Source organism: Novosphingobium sp. SG707, assembly GCF_012275515.1.
Taxonomy (GTDB): Bacteria; Pseudomonadota; Alphaproteobacteria; order Sphingomonadales; family Sphingomonadaceae; genus Novosphingobium.
In genome coordinates, this window is the sequence record NZ_JAAZQL010000003.1 from 1 (window position 1) to 12,864 (window position 12,864).

The window sequence follows — 12,864 nt, forward strand, 5'->3', positions numbered from 1 at the left end:
GCCCCCCATGATCCGATGACCAAACAGGCGGCATAACAAAAACCAGGTGAGCTTAACTTAGCCGCAAACCTGTCCAGGAAGGCGGGACCACCTCACTTGTCCCGCGTCAGCTCAGGCGGCGGTGTATGCTTTGAACAATAAATCCCCGCGGCGCCCCCTCCGTCGGGCTCTGCGCTCCCGAAACCAGATAGGTGCCTTTGGGATCCAGAGGCTCCGCAACCCCCGCAATCTCAGCGGGGAGCATTATGCCACCCAATGTGGCGGCGCGGACGTACCAACTGCCGAGAGCAAACACGAGAGTACCCTGCAGATGAGGCCACGCGCGATCATATGTCAGCGCATCAGTTTGTCGGTAGATCACAGGAATTTTGAGCGGGAGGTTCGCTGCATGAAAGATCTCATTCCACTCTGGAGTTTGGAGCGCCTTTTGATCAAGAACCGCAGCTTTCCCGACCTTCAGCGCCTTCTCCAGAAGCGCCGCCTCAGCGGACTCAATTTCGAATAAAGCCCCGTCGGCGCCTGTCACCTTGATCGTTGTCTTGGTCGCGTTGCCCTTCTGCATCGCCCCTATCAGTGCCCTGACCAGGGAGCGCATGTGACTCGGTACAATATTTGGGTGGCCATTATGAATGGCCATTACGACACCTCCGAGCTGCAGTACAAAGCTCTCCAACAGAGCGCGGTTTTCATAGAGCGTCCTGACACCTTTGCTGAGCTCAACGACGCCCTCAAGCAAGGCCCAAAGGCTGGCAATCTCGATCTTGCGTACAACCAGCCGTGCACCTTTTACACCTAAACGGTTGCAATGACCTGAGTAAGCACCAGCCAAACGGCTTAAAACTGCACCTGATTGGGCTGCGTCCGCTCCATTCTCAAAATTAATTTTGAGTTCGAGAGTTGCTTTGACGGATGTTTCCTCAAGCATGAATTACCGATCGTTGCGTCAACCTGAACCGCCCATGGCTAAAATGAACGTGTATATTTTTAATTCAGAAGAAAACGTCGCGTGAGAGCATACTCCCTTGCTGCCCGTACGCATGTCGTAGTTCTGATGCAGCCTGCGTAGCATAGAGACGAGTACCAATCCAACCCATGAACCACCGGCTGCTTGGGGACCCTCCCACACTATCCCGGCCGTTCCGAACTGCGAGGTGGCAACAGGAATGTAGGACAGCAAGCTGCCTTTGCTCGCGTATAGGAGACTGTCAGGGCCGCCCCTCAACCGGCGACATCCACTCGCGAGATGAGCCACATTCGATGCCCCCTAAGCCTACGATCCGCTGTGCCCAAACTGCGGCCGCAATATCTTTGCGCCGGCGCGCAATTGGTCGAGATAATCGGACCAATGCTGCATCATCCTTACACGCTCTTCCCAATACTGCCCGCGAGCATAGGCGCGCCGGATTGAATTGCCATCGGCATGGGCTAACTGACGCTCTATCGCATCGGGATTCCAACACCCCATTTCATTGAGCAGCGTTGCCGCCATTGCGCGAAATCCATGGCCCGTCATCTGATCCTTGGCATAGCCCAGCCGGCGCAAAGCCGCGTTGATTGTGTTGTCGGACATGGGCCGATCAAGCGCACGAAGGGAGGGAAACAGGAAAGGACTATAGCCCGAATCGTGCTCGATCTCTGCCAGTATGGCAATCACCTGCCGGGACAATGGGACAGCATGCGGGCGACGCATTTTCATCTTATGACCCGGGATCGTCCATACCCGCCTCTCCAGATCAAACTCACTGAATTCAGCCCAACGCAATTCTCCGGGCCGCACGAAGACGTGAGCCAGCAGCCGCAAAGCAGTCCCGGTAAGGGGATGCCCATCGTAATCATCAATGGACCGCAGCAAGGCTCCTGCCTCCATCGGGGTAGTGATTGCCGCACGGTGAGTTGTTTTAGGCGTCGCCAAGGCCCCGCGCAGATCTGAGGCAATATCTCGCTCAGTGCGCGCCGTGGCGATGGCATATCGGAAAATCTGACTCGCAGCGGTGCGCGCTCGATTGGCGGTATCGTAACGCTTGGTCGCTTCGATTTTCTTCAATGCCAGAAGCAGTTCATGGGCCGTAATTTCTCGGATCGGACGGCGACCTATGGCGGGATAAAGCTTCGCCAACAGCCACCGGGCTTTTTTAACCGTCATCGCCGCTGCGCCCTCGGCAATGATTTTCTCAAGCCATTCCGCAGCCACCGCTTCAAAGGTATGAGCAGCTGCGAGTGTTCGCGCAATCTTGTCCAGCTTGGCCTGCTCTACAGGATCAACACCTTTGGCCAACAGCCGGCGCGCATCAAGCAAGCGCTCGCGCGCTTCGCCCAGCAGGAGCTCGGGCCAACGTCCAAAAGTTATAGTTTTCTGCTTGCCGTAAATGCGGTAATTCATGCGCCATACGCGACCACCTGCGGGCTCAACCAGCAGGTATAAACCATCGCGGTCACTCAGCTTGTATGGCTTATCTTTGGGCTTTGCGCGCGACACCCATGCCGCTGTAAGCCCGGATTTCTGCCGCTTCCCGTCCGTCATGATGGTATCTCCGTATCGGCATGTCGGAGCCTACCATCACTTCATCCATCACATGGGTGAGATTTAGTGAAATGCCTCGACATCACGCGGGGCATAATACCAGACAAAAATGGCAGAAAACAGCCATTTACGAGACCTTCTCAGACGTCCTGAGAGGCAAAATTGGAGGCCCGAGCCGGAATCGAACCGGCGTGCACGGATTTGCAGTCCGCTGCGTCACCACTCCGCCATCGGGCCATCCATGCGGTGAGGCGCTGCCAGTAGACGAGGCGGGCGCGGATGGCAACAGCGATTCGTGCAAATCTTTTGCGGATGGGCCGCCTGCCCCTTTGGGCCTGCCGCCTCGCCGATTGCCTCCTTGCCATTGGCCTTTTGGGGGACCACAATTATCTTTCCAGCGCCTTGATGCCATTGGGGCGTTGACGCCGCCCCCGTCCGGTTTGTATGTAAGGCAAACAAAAAGGTCGGGGACTCATCGGCCTATTCAGGAGAGCATACAGATGAAGACCCGCGCCGCCGTTGCTTTTGCGCCCAAAACCCCGCTCGAAATCGTCGAAGTCGATCTCGAAGGCCCCAAGGCCGGTGAGGTTCTGGTGGAGATCATGGCAACGGGCATTTGCCACACCGACGCCTACACGCTCGATGGTTTTGATTCCGAAGGCATCTTCCCCTCGATTCTGGGCCATGAAGGCGCAGGGATCGTGCGCGAGGTGGGGCCGGGCGTGACCAGCGTGGTCCCCGGCGACCATGTGATCCCGCTCTACACCCCCGAATGCCGCCAGTGCAAAAGCTGCCTGTCGGGCAAGACAAACCTGTGCACCGCGATCCGCGCGACGCAGGGCAAGGGATTGATGCCCGACGGCACCACGCGCTTTTCGTACAAGGGTCAGCCGATCTTCCACTACATGGGCTGCTCGACCTTCTCGAACTTCACGGTCCTGCCCGAAATCGCGGTGGCCAAGATCCGCGAGGACGCGCCGTTCCAGTCCTCGTGCTACATCGGCTGCGGCGTGACCACGGGCGTGGGCGCGGTCATCAACACCGCCAAGGTGCAGGTGGGCGACAATGTGGTGGTGTTCGGCCTCGGCGGCATCGGCCTCAACGTCATTCAGGGCGCGCGTCTGGCCGGCGCCAACAAGATCATCGGCGTCGATCTCAACCCTGACCGCGAGGAATGGGGCCGCCGCTTTGGCATGACCGACTTCCTCAACACGCGCGGCATGAGCCGCGAGGATATCGTGGCCAAGATCGTGCTGATGACCGACGGCGGCGCCGATTACACCTTTGACGCCACCGGCAACACCGAGGTGATGCGCACCGCCCTTGAGGCCTGCCACCGCGGCTGGGGCACCAGCATCATCATCGGCGTGGCCGAGGCGGGCAAGGAAATCAGCACGCGTCCGTTCCAGCTTGTCACGGGCCGCAACTGGCGCGGCACGGCATTCGGCGGGGCCAAGGGCCGCACCGATGTGCCCAAGATCGTCGACATGTACATGACCGGCAAGATCGAGATCGATCCCATGATCACCCATGTCATGGGCCTTGAAGAGATCAACACCGCCTTTGACCTGATGCATGAGGGCAAGTCGATCCGCAGCGTCGTCGTATTCTAATTCGGGAGAAAGAATGATGTTTACCCATATCATGGTCGGTTGCAGCGATCCGGCCAAAACCAAGGTCTTTTACGATGCGCTGTTCGGCGCGCTGGGCGGCACGCCCGGTTTCGACACCGGCAAGGGCGCCTTTTATCAGCATAATGGCGGCGCTTTCGGCTTCACCCTGCCCGCCAATGGCCAGCCGGTCAGCTATGCCAATGGCGGCACTATCGGCTTTGCCGCGACCAGCACCGATATGGTCGAGGCTTGGCACGCGGCGGGCCTGGCCAATGGCGGCACCTGTGAAGGCGCGCCCGGACCGCGCCCCATGCCGGGCCGCAACCTGTATGGCGCCTATCTGCGCGACCTTGATGGCAACAAGATCTGCGCCTTTGTAGACCTGGATAAGGCATAATGACCAACGAGCGCCTGCAAGAGATCCTCGCTCGGCATGCCGGGACCGAAGGCCCGCTGTTGCCGATTTTGCACGATGTGCAGCGGGCCTTTGGCTGCGTTTCGCCCGACACGCAGCAGGCCATCGCGCAGGCGCTCAACCTGTCCCGCGCCGAGGTGCATGGGGTGGTGAGTTTCTATCACGACTTTACCGAGGAAGCCGACCCGCGCCCCTGTGTGCAGCTCTGCCGGGCCGAGGCCTGTCAGGCGCGCGGGGTTGAGGCGTTGATCGAGGCCGCGGAGGCCGCCGCCGGGAACCGGGTGCGGATCTCGCCCGTTTATTGCCTTGGCCTGTGCAGCGTTGGCCCTGCGGCAAGGATTGGGGATACGCTCCATGCGCGGCTGGATGCGGCTTCGCTGGTGCGGCTGGTGGAGGCGGCATGATGATCGTCCGCATTTCCGATGATTCGCTCGCCCTCGCGCTGGGGGCTGATGCACTGGCCTCGGGTTTTGAGGCGGCGGGCGCGACGGTCGAGCGCGTATCGAGCTGGGGTATGCACTGGCTCGAACCCTTGGTTGAGGTGGATGGCATCGGCTATGGCCCGGCGACGGTCGATGATGTGTCCGCGATCCTTGATGGGACCAGCGCGCTCAATATCGGCCCGATTGCCGACCATCCCTTCATCAAGCCCCAGCAGCGCCTGACCTTTGCCCGCGCGGGTAAGACCCGGCCCCTGAGCCTTGAGGATTACGAGGCCACCGGCGGCTGGTCGGGCCTGCGCCGCGCGCAGGCCATGTCCGGCGAGGCGGTGATTGCCGAAGTCACGCAATCCGGCCTGCGCGGTCGCGGCGGGGCGGGTTTTCCGGCGGGGATCAAGTGGAACACCGTGGCCAAGGCGCCGGGCGGGCGCAAATATGTCGTCTGCAACGCTGACGAAGGCGATTCCGGCACCTTTGCCGACCGGATGCTGATGGAGGGTGATCCCTTCCAGCTTATCGAGGGTCTGGCCATCTGCGCCCATGCCGTCGGCGCGCAAACCGCCTATATCTACACCCGCAGCGAATATCCCCATGCGATCGCCAAGCTGCGCGCCGCCATTGACCTTGCCGCCGCCATCATCGCTCCGCTCCACATGGAAGTCCGCGAAGGCGCAGGCGCCTATGTCTGCGGCGAGGAAACTTCGCTGCTCAATTCCATCGAGGGCAAGCGCGGCGTGGTGCGCGCCAAGCCGCCCCTGCCCGCGCTTGAAGGCCTGTTCGGCTGCCCCACGGTGGTCAACAATGTGCTGACCATCGCGGCCATCCCGCATATCCTATCCGAAGGCGGAGCGGCGGAATATGCGGCCCTTGGCGTGGACCGCAGCCTTGGCACCAAGCCGATCCAATTGGCGGGCAATATCAAGCATGGCGGGCTGTATGAGACGGCCTTCGGCATTTCGCTGCATGATCTGGTTTACACGATTGGCGGCGGCACGGCCTCCGGCCGCCCGGTCAAGGCGGTGCAGGTGGGCGGGCCTTTGGGCGCCTATATCCCTCCTGCGCAATTCGATCTGCCGTTCGATTATGAAGCCTATGCCCGCGCCGATGCGCTGATCGGCCATGGCGGCGTGGTGGTGGTGGACGACAGCGCCGACATGGGCCGCCTCGCCCGTTTCGCCATGGAATTCTGCGCGGTGGAAAGCTGCGGCAAATGCACGCCATGCCGGATCGGATCGACGCGCGGGGTTGAACTCCTCGACCGCATCCGCGTCGGGGCCAAGGTGCTCGATCCCGTGGGCGCGCTGCCGCAGATGCATAATGCGCCCAAAGTGGCCCGCACCGCCGATCAGGACATAGCCCTGCTGGAAGAGCTTTGCGAGACGATGAAATTCGGCTCGCTCTGCGCGCTGGGCGGGTTCACGCCCTATCCGGTGCTCTCGGCGTTGCGCCATTGGCCGGAGGATTTCCAGTGATTCTGGGCGCGGTTCTTGCCGGTGGCCGCTCCACCCGTTTCGGCAGCGACAAAGCGCTGGCCGTCCTCGACGGGCAAACGCTGATCGCGCGCGCGGTTGCCCTGCTGGGCCGCCAATGCAGCGCGGTGGTGGTGGTTGGCCGCGAGGAGGCCCCCGCCCCCTGCATCCCCGACTGGCCCGCGCCGGGCATGGGGCCGCTGGGCGGATTGGCCGCCGCGCTGCGCCATGCGCGTGACAATGGTTTTACCGATGTGCTGTGCATCTCGGTCGATGCGGTGGGGCTGGATGACCGGCTGCTGGGGCAACTCTTCCCCTCGCCCGCCTATGTCGAGAGCCAGCCCGTGATCGGCCTGTGGCCCGCCCATGCCGCCGATGCGGTCGAGGCGATCCTGCGCGGTGACGGCAAACATTCGCTGCGCGCGCTGGTCGAGGCGACAGGCGCGAGGGGCGTCACGCTGCATCGCCCGCCCGCCAATATCAATTCCCCCGACGATCTCGCCCAATGCGAGGAGGCAATCCATGGCCTATGAAATGCAACCCGATTTCGGCACCCCGGCGCGCGATGGTGCTCCGGTAACACTGACCATCGACGGCCGCGCCGTCACCGTGCCTGCCGGCACCAGCGTGATGCGGGCCGCCGCCGAGATTGGCGGGGCGATCCCCAAACTCTGCGCCACAGACAATGTCGAGGCGTTTGGTTCGTGCCGGATGTGTCTGGTCGAGATCGAGGGCGCGCGGGGATTGCCTGCCAGTTGCACCACGCCGGTGGCGGCGGCCATGGTGGTGAAAACCCAGACGCCGAGGCTGGAAAAAATCCGGCGCGGGGTGATGGAGCTTTATATCTCCGACCACCCACTCGACTGCCTGACCTGCAGCGCGAACAATGATTGCGAATTGCAGGATACCGCAGCGCAAGTGGGCCTGCGCGATGTGCGCTATGGCTATGCAGGCGAAAACCATCTGGGTCAGGCGCCTGACCTGTCCAACCCCTATTTCGCGTTTGATGCCAGCAAGTGCATCGTCTGCTCGCGCTGCGTCCGCGCCTGTGAGGAGGTGCAGGGCACCTTTGCGCTGACCATCGAGGGGCGCGGGTTTGATTCGGCCGTTTCCGCAGGCGCGGCTGCGGATGATTTCCTTTCCAGCGAATGCGTCTCCTGCGGAGCCTGCGTTCAGGCCTGCCCGACGGCGGCGCTGAATGAAAAATCGGTGGCGGAAATCGGTAAGCCCGAACGCGCCGTGGTGACGACCTGCGCCTATTGCGGGGTGGGCTGCACCTTCCGGGCGGAAATGCGCGGCGACCAATTGGTGCGCATGGTGCCGTGGAAGGATGGCAAGGCCAATCGCGGGCATAGCTGCGTCAAGGGTCGTTTTGCATGGGGCTATGCCAACCATGCAGACCGCATCACGCGCCCGATGATCCGCGAGAGCATTACCCAGCCATGGCGCGAAGTGTCGTGGGAGGAGGCGATCAGCTTTACCGCCACGCGTTTGAAGGCGATCAAGGCGCAATATGGCGCGCGGGCGCTGGGCGGGATCACGTCGAGTCGCTGCACCAATGAGGAAGCCTTCCTTGTCCAAAAACTGGTGCGCGGCGGGTTTGGCTCGAACAATGTCGATACTTGCGCGCGGGTGTGCCATTCGCCCACCGGCTATGGGTTGAAGACCACCTTTGGCACCAGCGCGGGGACGCAGGATTTCGACAGCGTGGAGGACAGCGACGTCATCCTCATCATAGGTGCGAACCCCACCGATGGGCATCCGGTGTTTGCCAGTCGCATGAAGAAGCGTTTGCGCCAAGGGGCCAAGCTGATCGTGATCGACCCGCGCCGGATCGACATGGTGCGCAGCCCGCATATCGAGGCCGCGCATCATCTGGCGCTGCAACCGGGCACCAATGTCGCGGTGCTGACGGCGGTCGCCCATGTGATCGTGACCGAAGGGCTGGCCGATGAGGCTTTCGTCCGCGAGCGTTGCGACTGGGATGAATATCAGGATTGGGCGCGGTTTGTGTCGGACGCGCGCCATTCGCCCGAAACACTGGAACCGGTGACGCGGGTTCCAGCCGAAGAATTGCGGGCGGCGGCGCGGCTATTTGCCACAGGCGGTAACGGCGCGATCTATTACGGCCTTGGCGTGACCGAACATTCGCAGGGTTCCTCCACCGTCATGGCGATTGCCAATCTGGCGATGGCGACGGGCAATGTCGGTCGGCGCGGCGTGGGGGTGAACCCTCTGCGCGGGCAGAACAATGTGCAGGGCGCCTGCGACATGGGTTCGTTCCCGCATGAATTGACCGGTTATCGCCATATTTCCGATGGCGACACGCGGGCGCAGTTCGAAGCGGAATGGGGCGTGGCGCTGGATGCGGAGCCGGGCCTGCGCATTCCCAATATGCTGGATGCGGCGGTCGACGGTTCGTTCCGCGCGATCTATATTCAGGGCGAGGATATCCTGCAATCCGACCCCAACACGCATCATGTTGCCGCAGGGCTTGCGGCGATGGACTGCGTGATCGTGCATGACCTTTTCCTCAACGAAACCGCCAATTACGCCCATGTCTTCCTGCCGGGCAGCACTTTCCTTGAGAAGACCGGCACTTTCACCAATGCCGAGCGGCGCATCCAGATGGTGCGGCGGGTGATGGACCCGGCCAATGGCTATGAGGATTGGCAGGTCACGCAATTGCTGGCCCGGGCGATGGATCTGGATTGGGATTACAGCGATGCGGGCCAGATCATGGATGAGATCGCCCGCCTGACCCCTTCGTTTGCCGGAGTGTCCCATGCGCGGCTGGATGCCGAAGGTTCGCTGCAATGGCCGGTCAACGAGGCGCACCCCGATGGCAGCCCGATCATGCATGTCGATGGCTTTGTGCGCGGCAAGGGCAAGTTTGTGGTGACGGAATATATCCCCACCGACGAGCGCACCGGGCCGCGCTATCCGCTGCTGCTGACCACTGGGCGGATTCTCAGCCAGTATAATGTGGGCGCGCAGACGCGGCGGACGGCCAATTCCGTGTGGCATGCCGAGGATGTGCTGGAAATCCATCCGACGGATGCGGAAAACCGGGGCCTGTCCAGTGGCGACTGGGTGAAGCTGGCAAGCCGGGCGGGGGAAACGACCTTGCGCGCGCTGGTGACCGATCGCGTGGCGCCCGGCGTGGTTTACACCACCTTCCACCACCCCGACACGCAGGCCAATGTGGTGACCACCGAGAACTCGGACTGGGCCACCAATTGCCCGGAATATAAGGTCACGGCGGTGCAGGTCATGCCTTCGAACGGGCCGACCGCGTGGCAGCGCGACTATGAAGCCCAGGCCCAGCAGGCGCGCAGGATCGAGGCAGCCGAATGAATACGACCGATCACCTCATCAAAATGGCCAACCAGATCGCCGCCAACCTTGCCGCGCAAGGGCGCGAGGTGGCGATCCGGGAAACCGCCCAGCATATCATCGACTTTTGGGACCCGCGCATGAAGGCCGGGATTGCGGCGGCCGATCATGCGCAATTATCCGAAATCGCCCGCGCGGCGGTGGGCATCGTGACCGCAAAGGCCTGATGATGAGCCAGAATGAAGCGCTGGCCCTGCTGGGGCGCTATTATGCCGCGTTCAATGCAGGGGACAATGAAGCGATGCTCGCCTGCCTGACCGAGGATATCGCGCATGACATCAATCAGGGCGCGCGCCAGATCGGCAAGGAGGCTTTCCGCGCCTTTCTGGCCCATATGGACCGCTGCTATCGCGAAAGGCTGGAGGATATCGTGTTGATGGCCGATGGCCATGGCGAGCGCGGGGCCTCGGAGTTTACCGTGCATGGTGCCTATCTGGCCACGGATAAGGGATTGCCCGAAGCGAAGGGGCAGACCTATGTGCTGCCTGCGGGGGCGTTTTTCACGTTCCGCGACGGGCTGATCGCGCGCGTCAGTGTCTATTACAATCTGGCCGACTGGATGCGCCAAGTCGGGGGATAGCCCCCCCTTCCCATGCCGTTTCTTAACGCCCCGCGCCGATCGGTTGCGGGGCGTTTTGCTGCGGATTAGCCATATTGGATAGCGGGATGCATCGAATAGGCAAAAAAAGACCCGGCCAAAGCCGGGTCGTGGAAGTTTGGGAGAGGATGCCTGAAAGGCAGGTTCTAAGTAGGCCCGACCGCCCCATTCGGCAAGGCGAGAATTGCAATAATCCCCTTATTGGTTAGAATAATTGAAATAGAAATCCAAAAAGGGAATTTACGCTAATGATACGCCTATTTGGATATTATCTGAAATTTTTTGTTCCTCATCAGAACTGCCAACCAGTTGGTATCCACCGCCCGGCGCGGTCTGAATCCACCCCGGCAGGCCCGCTAAGGCCAGTTTGGACCGCAAGCGACTCGTATGAACCGCCACGCTGTTGGTTTCCGGCACGAAAGACAGGTTCCAGACATCGCGCAGCAATTCGCGCTTACCCACCGTCTCGCCCGGCGAATCCATTAACCGCCAAAGAACCGCAAATTCGCGCGGATGCAGCCCGACCGACTTGTCGCCGACAAAGGCGTCGCGCTCGATCAGGTCGAGCCGCAGCGGCCCATGCTGGCGCCAGCGCACCAGCGCCTCGGCCTGCTGGGTGATGCGCAAGGCCCGCGCGTGCAATTCGGGCAGGCCGATGCCCAAATCGCAAATATCGCCAAAGCCCCGGCGCAACAGACGCGCCCGCTCCTGCCCGTCGCTCATGCCCACCACCAGCGCCCAGCGCCGCAGTCGCACCCCGCGCGGACCATTGAGCCAGCGCCACACACCGGCATCCACCGTTTCATGATCGATCAGAATCGGGGTGTCGGGCGTCAGATCACGGATGGCTTCGAGCGAATTGATGCTATCCGACTGCATCCGCCAGCCGGAGATCCGCAGATCGACGTCACCAAAAATAGAACGTCCGGCCAGCCAGTGAAAACACCGCACTGCGTATCCCCTAACAGAAAAAATTCAGCAGCGGGAACAGTGGGCACAATAGCTGAGGCATTGGTAATGCCAAAAAGTTAACGCTGGTTTAGGGATATTACCTTTATTTGCAGTCGCTATCGCAAAGAAAGGGTTAAACAAAAGCGCCCGGCACATCTCTGTACCGGGCGCTATGCTAATTCCAAAAACTTAAAAATTTGACGCTTATTTGCCCGCAGGCACATTGACGCCCATGCTGGTCAGATAGCGCTTCACATTGCGCGCGGCCTGACGCAGGCGCTGCTCGTTTTCGACCATCGCAATGCGGACAAAGCCCTCGCCATCCTCGCCATAGCCAACGCCCGGCGCCACGGCGACCTCGGCATGGGTGAGCAACTGCTTGGAGAACTCAAGGCTGCCCAGATGCGCCAGCGCGGGCGGCAAAGGCGCCCATGCGAACATCGATGCCTTGGGGCTGGGAATATCCCAACCGGCGCGGCCAAAGCTTTCCACCATCACATCGCGGCGCTTTTGATAAAGCAGCCGGTTCTGTTCGACGATATCCTGCGGACCGTTCAAAGCAGCGCAAGCCGCCGCCTGAATCGGCGTGAACGCGCCATAGTCGAGATACGACTTCACCCGCGTGAGCGCCGCGATCAATTGCTTGTTGCCTACCGCAAAGCCGACGCGCCAGCCGGCCATGCTGAAGGTTTTGGACATGCTGGTGAATTCCACCGCGACATCCTTGGCGCCCGGCACTTCGAGGATCGAGCGCGTCGGATTGCCGTCGAAATAGAGCTCGGAATAGGCAAGGTCGGACAGGATCCACACCTTGTTTTCCTTCGCCCATGCCACCAGCCGCTCATAGAACGCCAGATCGACCGTTTCGGCGGTGGGGTTGCTGGGATAATTGACAATCAGCACCGAGGGACGCGGCACCGAATATTTCATCGCGCGATCCAGCGAATCCCAATAACGCTCATCCGGCGTGGTGGGCACAGAGCGGATCGTGGCGCCCGCAATGATAAAGCCGAATGTGTGGATCGGATAGGAGGGGTTCGGCGCCAGCACGACATCACCGGGCGCGGTGATCGCGGTCGCCAGGCTGGCCAGCCCTTCCTTCGACCCCATCGTCATCACCACTTCGGTTTCGGGATCGAGATCCACGTTGAACCGGCGGCCATAGTAATTGGCCTGCGCGCGGCGGATGCCGGGAATGCCCTTGGATGCGGAATAGCCGTGCGCGCTGGGCTTTTGCGCCACTTCGCACAGTTTTTCGATCACATGGGGCGGCGGGGGCAGATCGGGATTGCCCATGCCAAGGTCGATGATGTCCTGCCCGCTAGCTCGTGCTGCGGCCCGCATCGCATTGACTTCGGCGATGACATAGGGCGGCAGTCGCTTCATGCGGTAGAATTCTTCGGACATTGGACCTTTCCTGTATTACCTCCCCACGGATCACGCATCGCACGTACGCCACCA

At 61.4% G+C, this 12,864-nt stretch carries 12 protein-coding genes and 1 tRNA gene; 8 read left to right on the top strand and 5 right to left on the bottom strand.

Translation table 11 applies throughout. The annotated features are described in order from the left end of the window. Positions 1 to 106: 106 nt before the first annotated feature. The 3 genes from FHW92_RS08730 to FHW92_RS08740 all read right to left on the bottom strand — a co-directional run bounded on the left by FHW92_RS08730 (position 107) and on the right by FHW92_RS08740 (position 2,758). Positions 107 to 925, bottom strand: a complete 819-nt coding sequence (locus FHW92_RS08730; protein ID WP_168602907.1) for a hypothetical protein — start codon at positions 923 to 925, stop codon at positions 107 to 109. Between the two features lie 345 nt (positions 926 to 1,270). Further along, a complete protein-coding gene (locus FHW92_RS08735; protein ID WP_168602908.1) occupies positions 1,271 to 2,521 on the bottom strand; it encodes an integrase arm-type DNA-binding domain-containing protein in 1,251 nt (416 codons plus the stop codon). 163 nt (positions 2,522 to 2,684) lie between these two features. Beyond that, positions 2,685 to 2,758: transfer RNA gene (locus tag FHW92_RS08740), tRNA-Cys, on the bottom strand. A gap of 263 nt (positions 2,759 to 3,021) precedes the next feature. On the opposite strand from FHW92_RS08740, the gene FHW92_RS08745 reads away from it, so the two are divergent. Genes FHW92_RS08745 through FHW92_RS08780 form a run of 8 tightly spaced genes read left to right on the top strand, consistent with a single transcriptional unit; the run spans position 3,022 to position 10,434 of the window. Next, entirely contained in the window at positions 3,022 to 4,134 is a 1,113-nt protein-coding gene (locus tag FHW92_RS08745) for an S-(hydroxymethyl)glutathione dehydrogenase/class III alcohol dehydrogenase (RefSeq protein WP_168602909.1), read from the top strand. A gap of 16 nt (positions 4,135 to 4,150) precedes the next feature. Then, positions 4,151 to 4,531 (top strand): VOC family protein, encoded by a 381-nt coding sequence (locus FHW92_RS08750; RefSeq protein ID WP_168602910.1) that lies wholly within the window; start codon positions 4,151 to 4,153, stop codon positions 4,529 to 4,531. After that, positions 4,531 to 4,953 carry an NAD(P)H-dependent oxidoreductase subunit E gene (locus tag FHW92_RS08755; protein ID WP_172249164.1) on the top strand — a complete coding sequence of 141 codons (423 nt, stop codon included), beginning with the start codon at positions 4,531 to 4,533 and terminating at the stop codon, positions 4,951 to 4,953. The genes FHW92_RS08750 and FHW92_RS08755 overlap by 1 nt, the downstream gene beginning before the upstream one ends. Beyond that, positions 4,950 to 6,461 carry an NADH-ubiquinone oxidoreductase-F iron-sulfur binding region domain-containing protein gene (locus tag FHW92_RS08760; protein ID WP_168602911.1) on the top strand — a complete coding sequence of 504 codons (1,512 nt, stop codon included), beginning with the start codon at positions 4,950 to 4,952 and terminating at the stop codon, positions 6,459 to 6,461. The genes FHW92_RS08755 and FHW92_RS08760 overlap by 4 nt, the downstream gene beginning before the upstream one ends. Next, on the top strand, positions 6,458 to 6,991 hold the full coding sequence (locus FHW92_RS08765) for a molybdenum cofactor guanylyltransferase (protein WP_168602912.1): 534 nt from the start codon (positions 6,458 to 6,460) through the stop codon (positions 6,989 to 6,991). The genes FHW92_RS08760 and FHW92_RS08765 overlap by 4 nt, the downstream gene beginning before the upstream one ends. Then, positions 6,981 to 9,815 (top strand): formate dehydrogenase subunit alpha, encoded by a 2,835-nt coding sequence (fdhF, locus tag FHW92_RS08770; protein WP_168602913.1) that lies wholly within the window; start codon positions 6,981 to 6,983, stop codon positions 9,813 to 9,815. The genes FHW92_RS08765 and fdhF overlap by 11 nt, the downstream gene beginning before the upstream one ends. Further along, positions 9,812 to 10,021, top strand: a complete 210-nt coding sequence (locus tag FHW92_RS08775) for a formate dehydrogenase subunit delta (RefSeq protein WP_246870034.1) — start codon at positions 9,812 to 9,814, stop codon at positions 10,019 to 10,021. The genes fdhF and FHW92_RS08775 overlap by 4 nt, the downstream gene beginning before the upstream one ends. Positions 10,022 to 10,023: 2 nt before the next feature. Continuing rightward, a complete protein-coding gene (locus FHW92_RS08780) occupies positions 10,024 to 10,434 on the top strand; it encodes a ketosteroid isomerase-related protein (RefSeq protein WP_210428466.1) in 411 nt (136 codons plus the stop codon). Between the two features lie 258 nt (positions 10,435 to 10,692). Here FHW92_RS08780 and FHW92_RS08785 read toward each other — a convergent pair whose 3' ends face one another. Then, positions 10,693 to 11,331 (bottom strand): winged helix-turn-helix domain-containing protein, encoded by a 639-nt coding sequence (locus FHW92_RS08785; protein ID WP_246870035.1) that lies wholly within the window; start codon positions 11,329 to 11,331, stop codon positions 10,693 to 10,695. A 276-nt stretch (positions 11,332 to 11,607) separates the two neighbouring features. Then, the gene (locus FHW92_RS08790) at positions 11,608 to 12,810 is read right to left on the bottom strand and encodes an LL-diaminopimelate aminotransferase (protein WP_168602915.1); all 1,203 of its coding nucleotides are present in this window, start codon (positions 12,808 to 12,810) and stop codon (positions 11,608 to 11,610) included. Between the last annotated feature and the right edge of the window lie 54 nt (positions 12,811 to 12,864).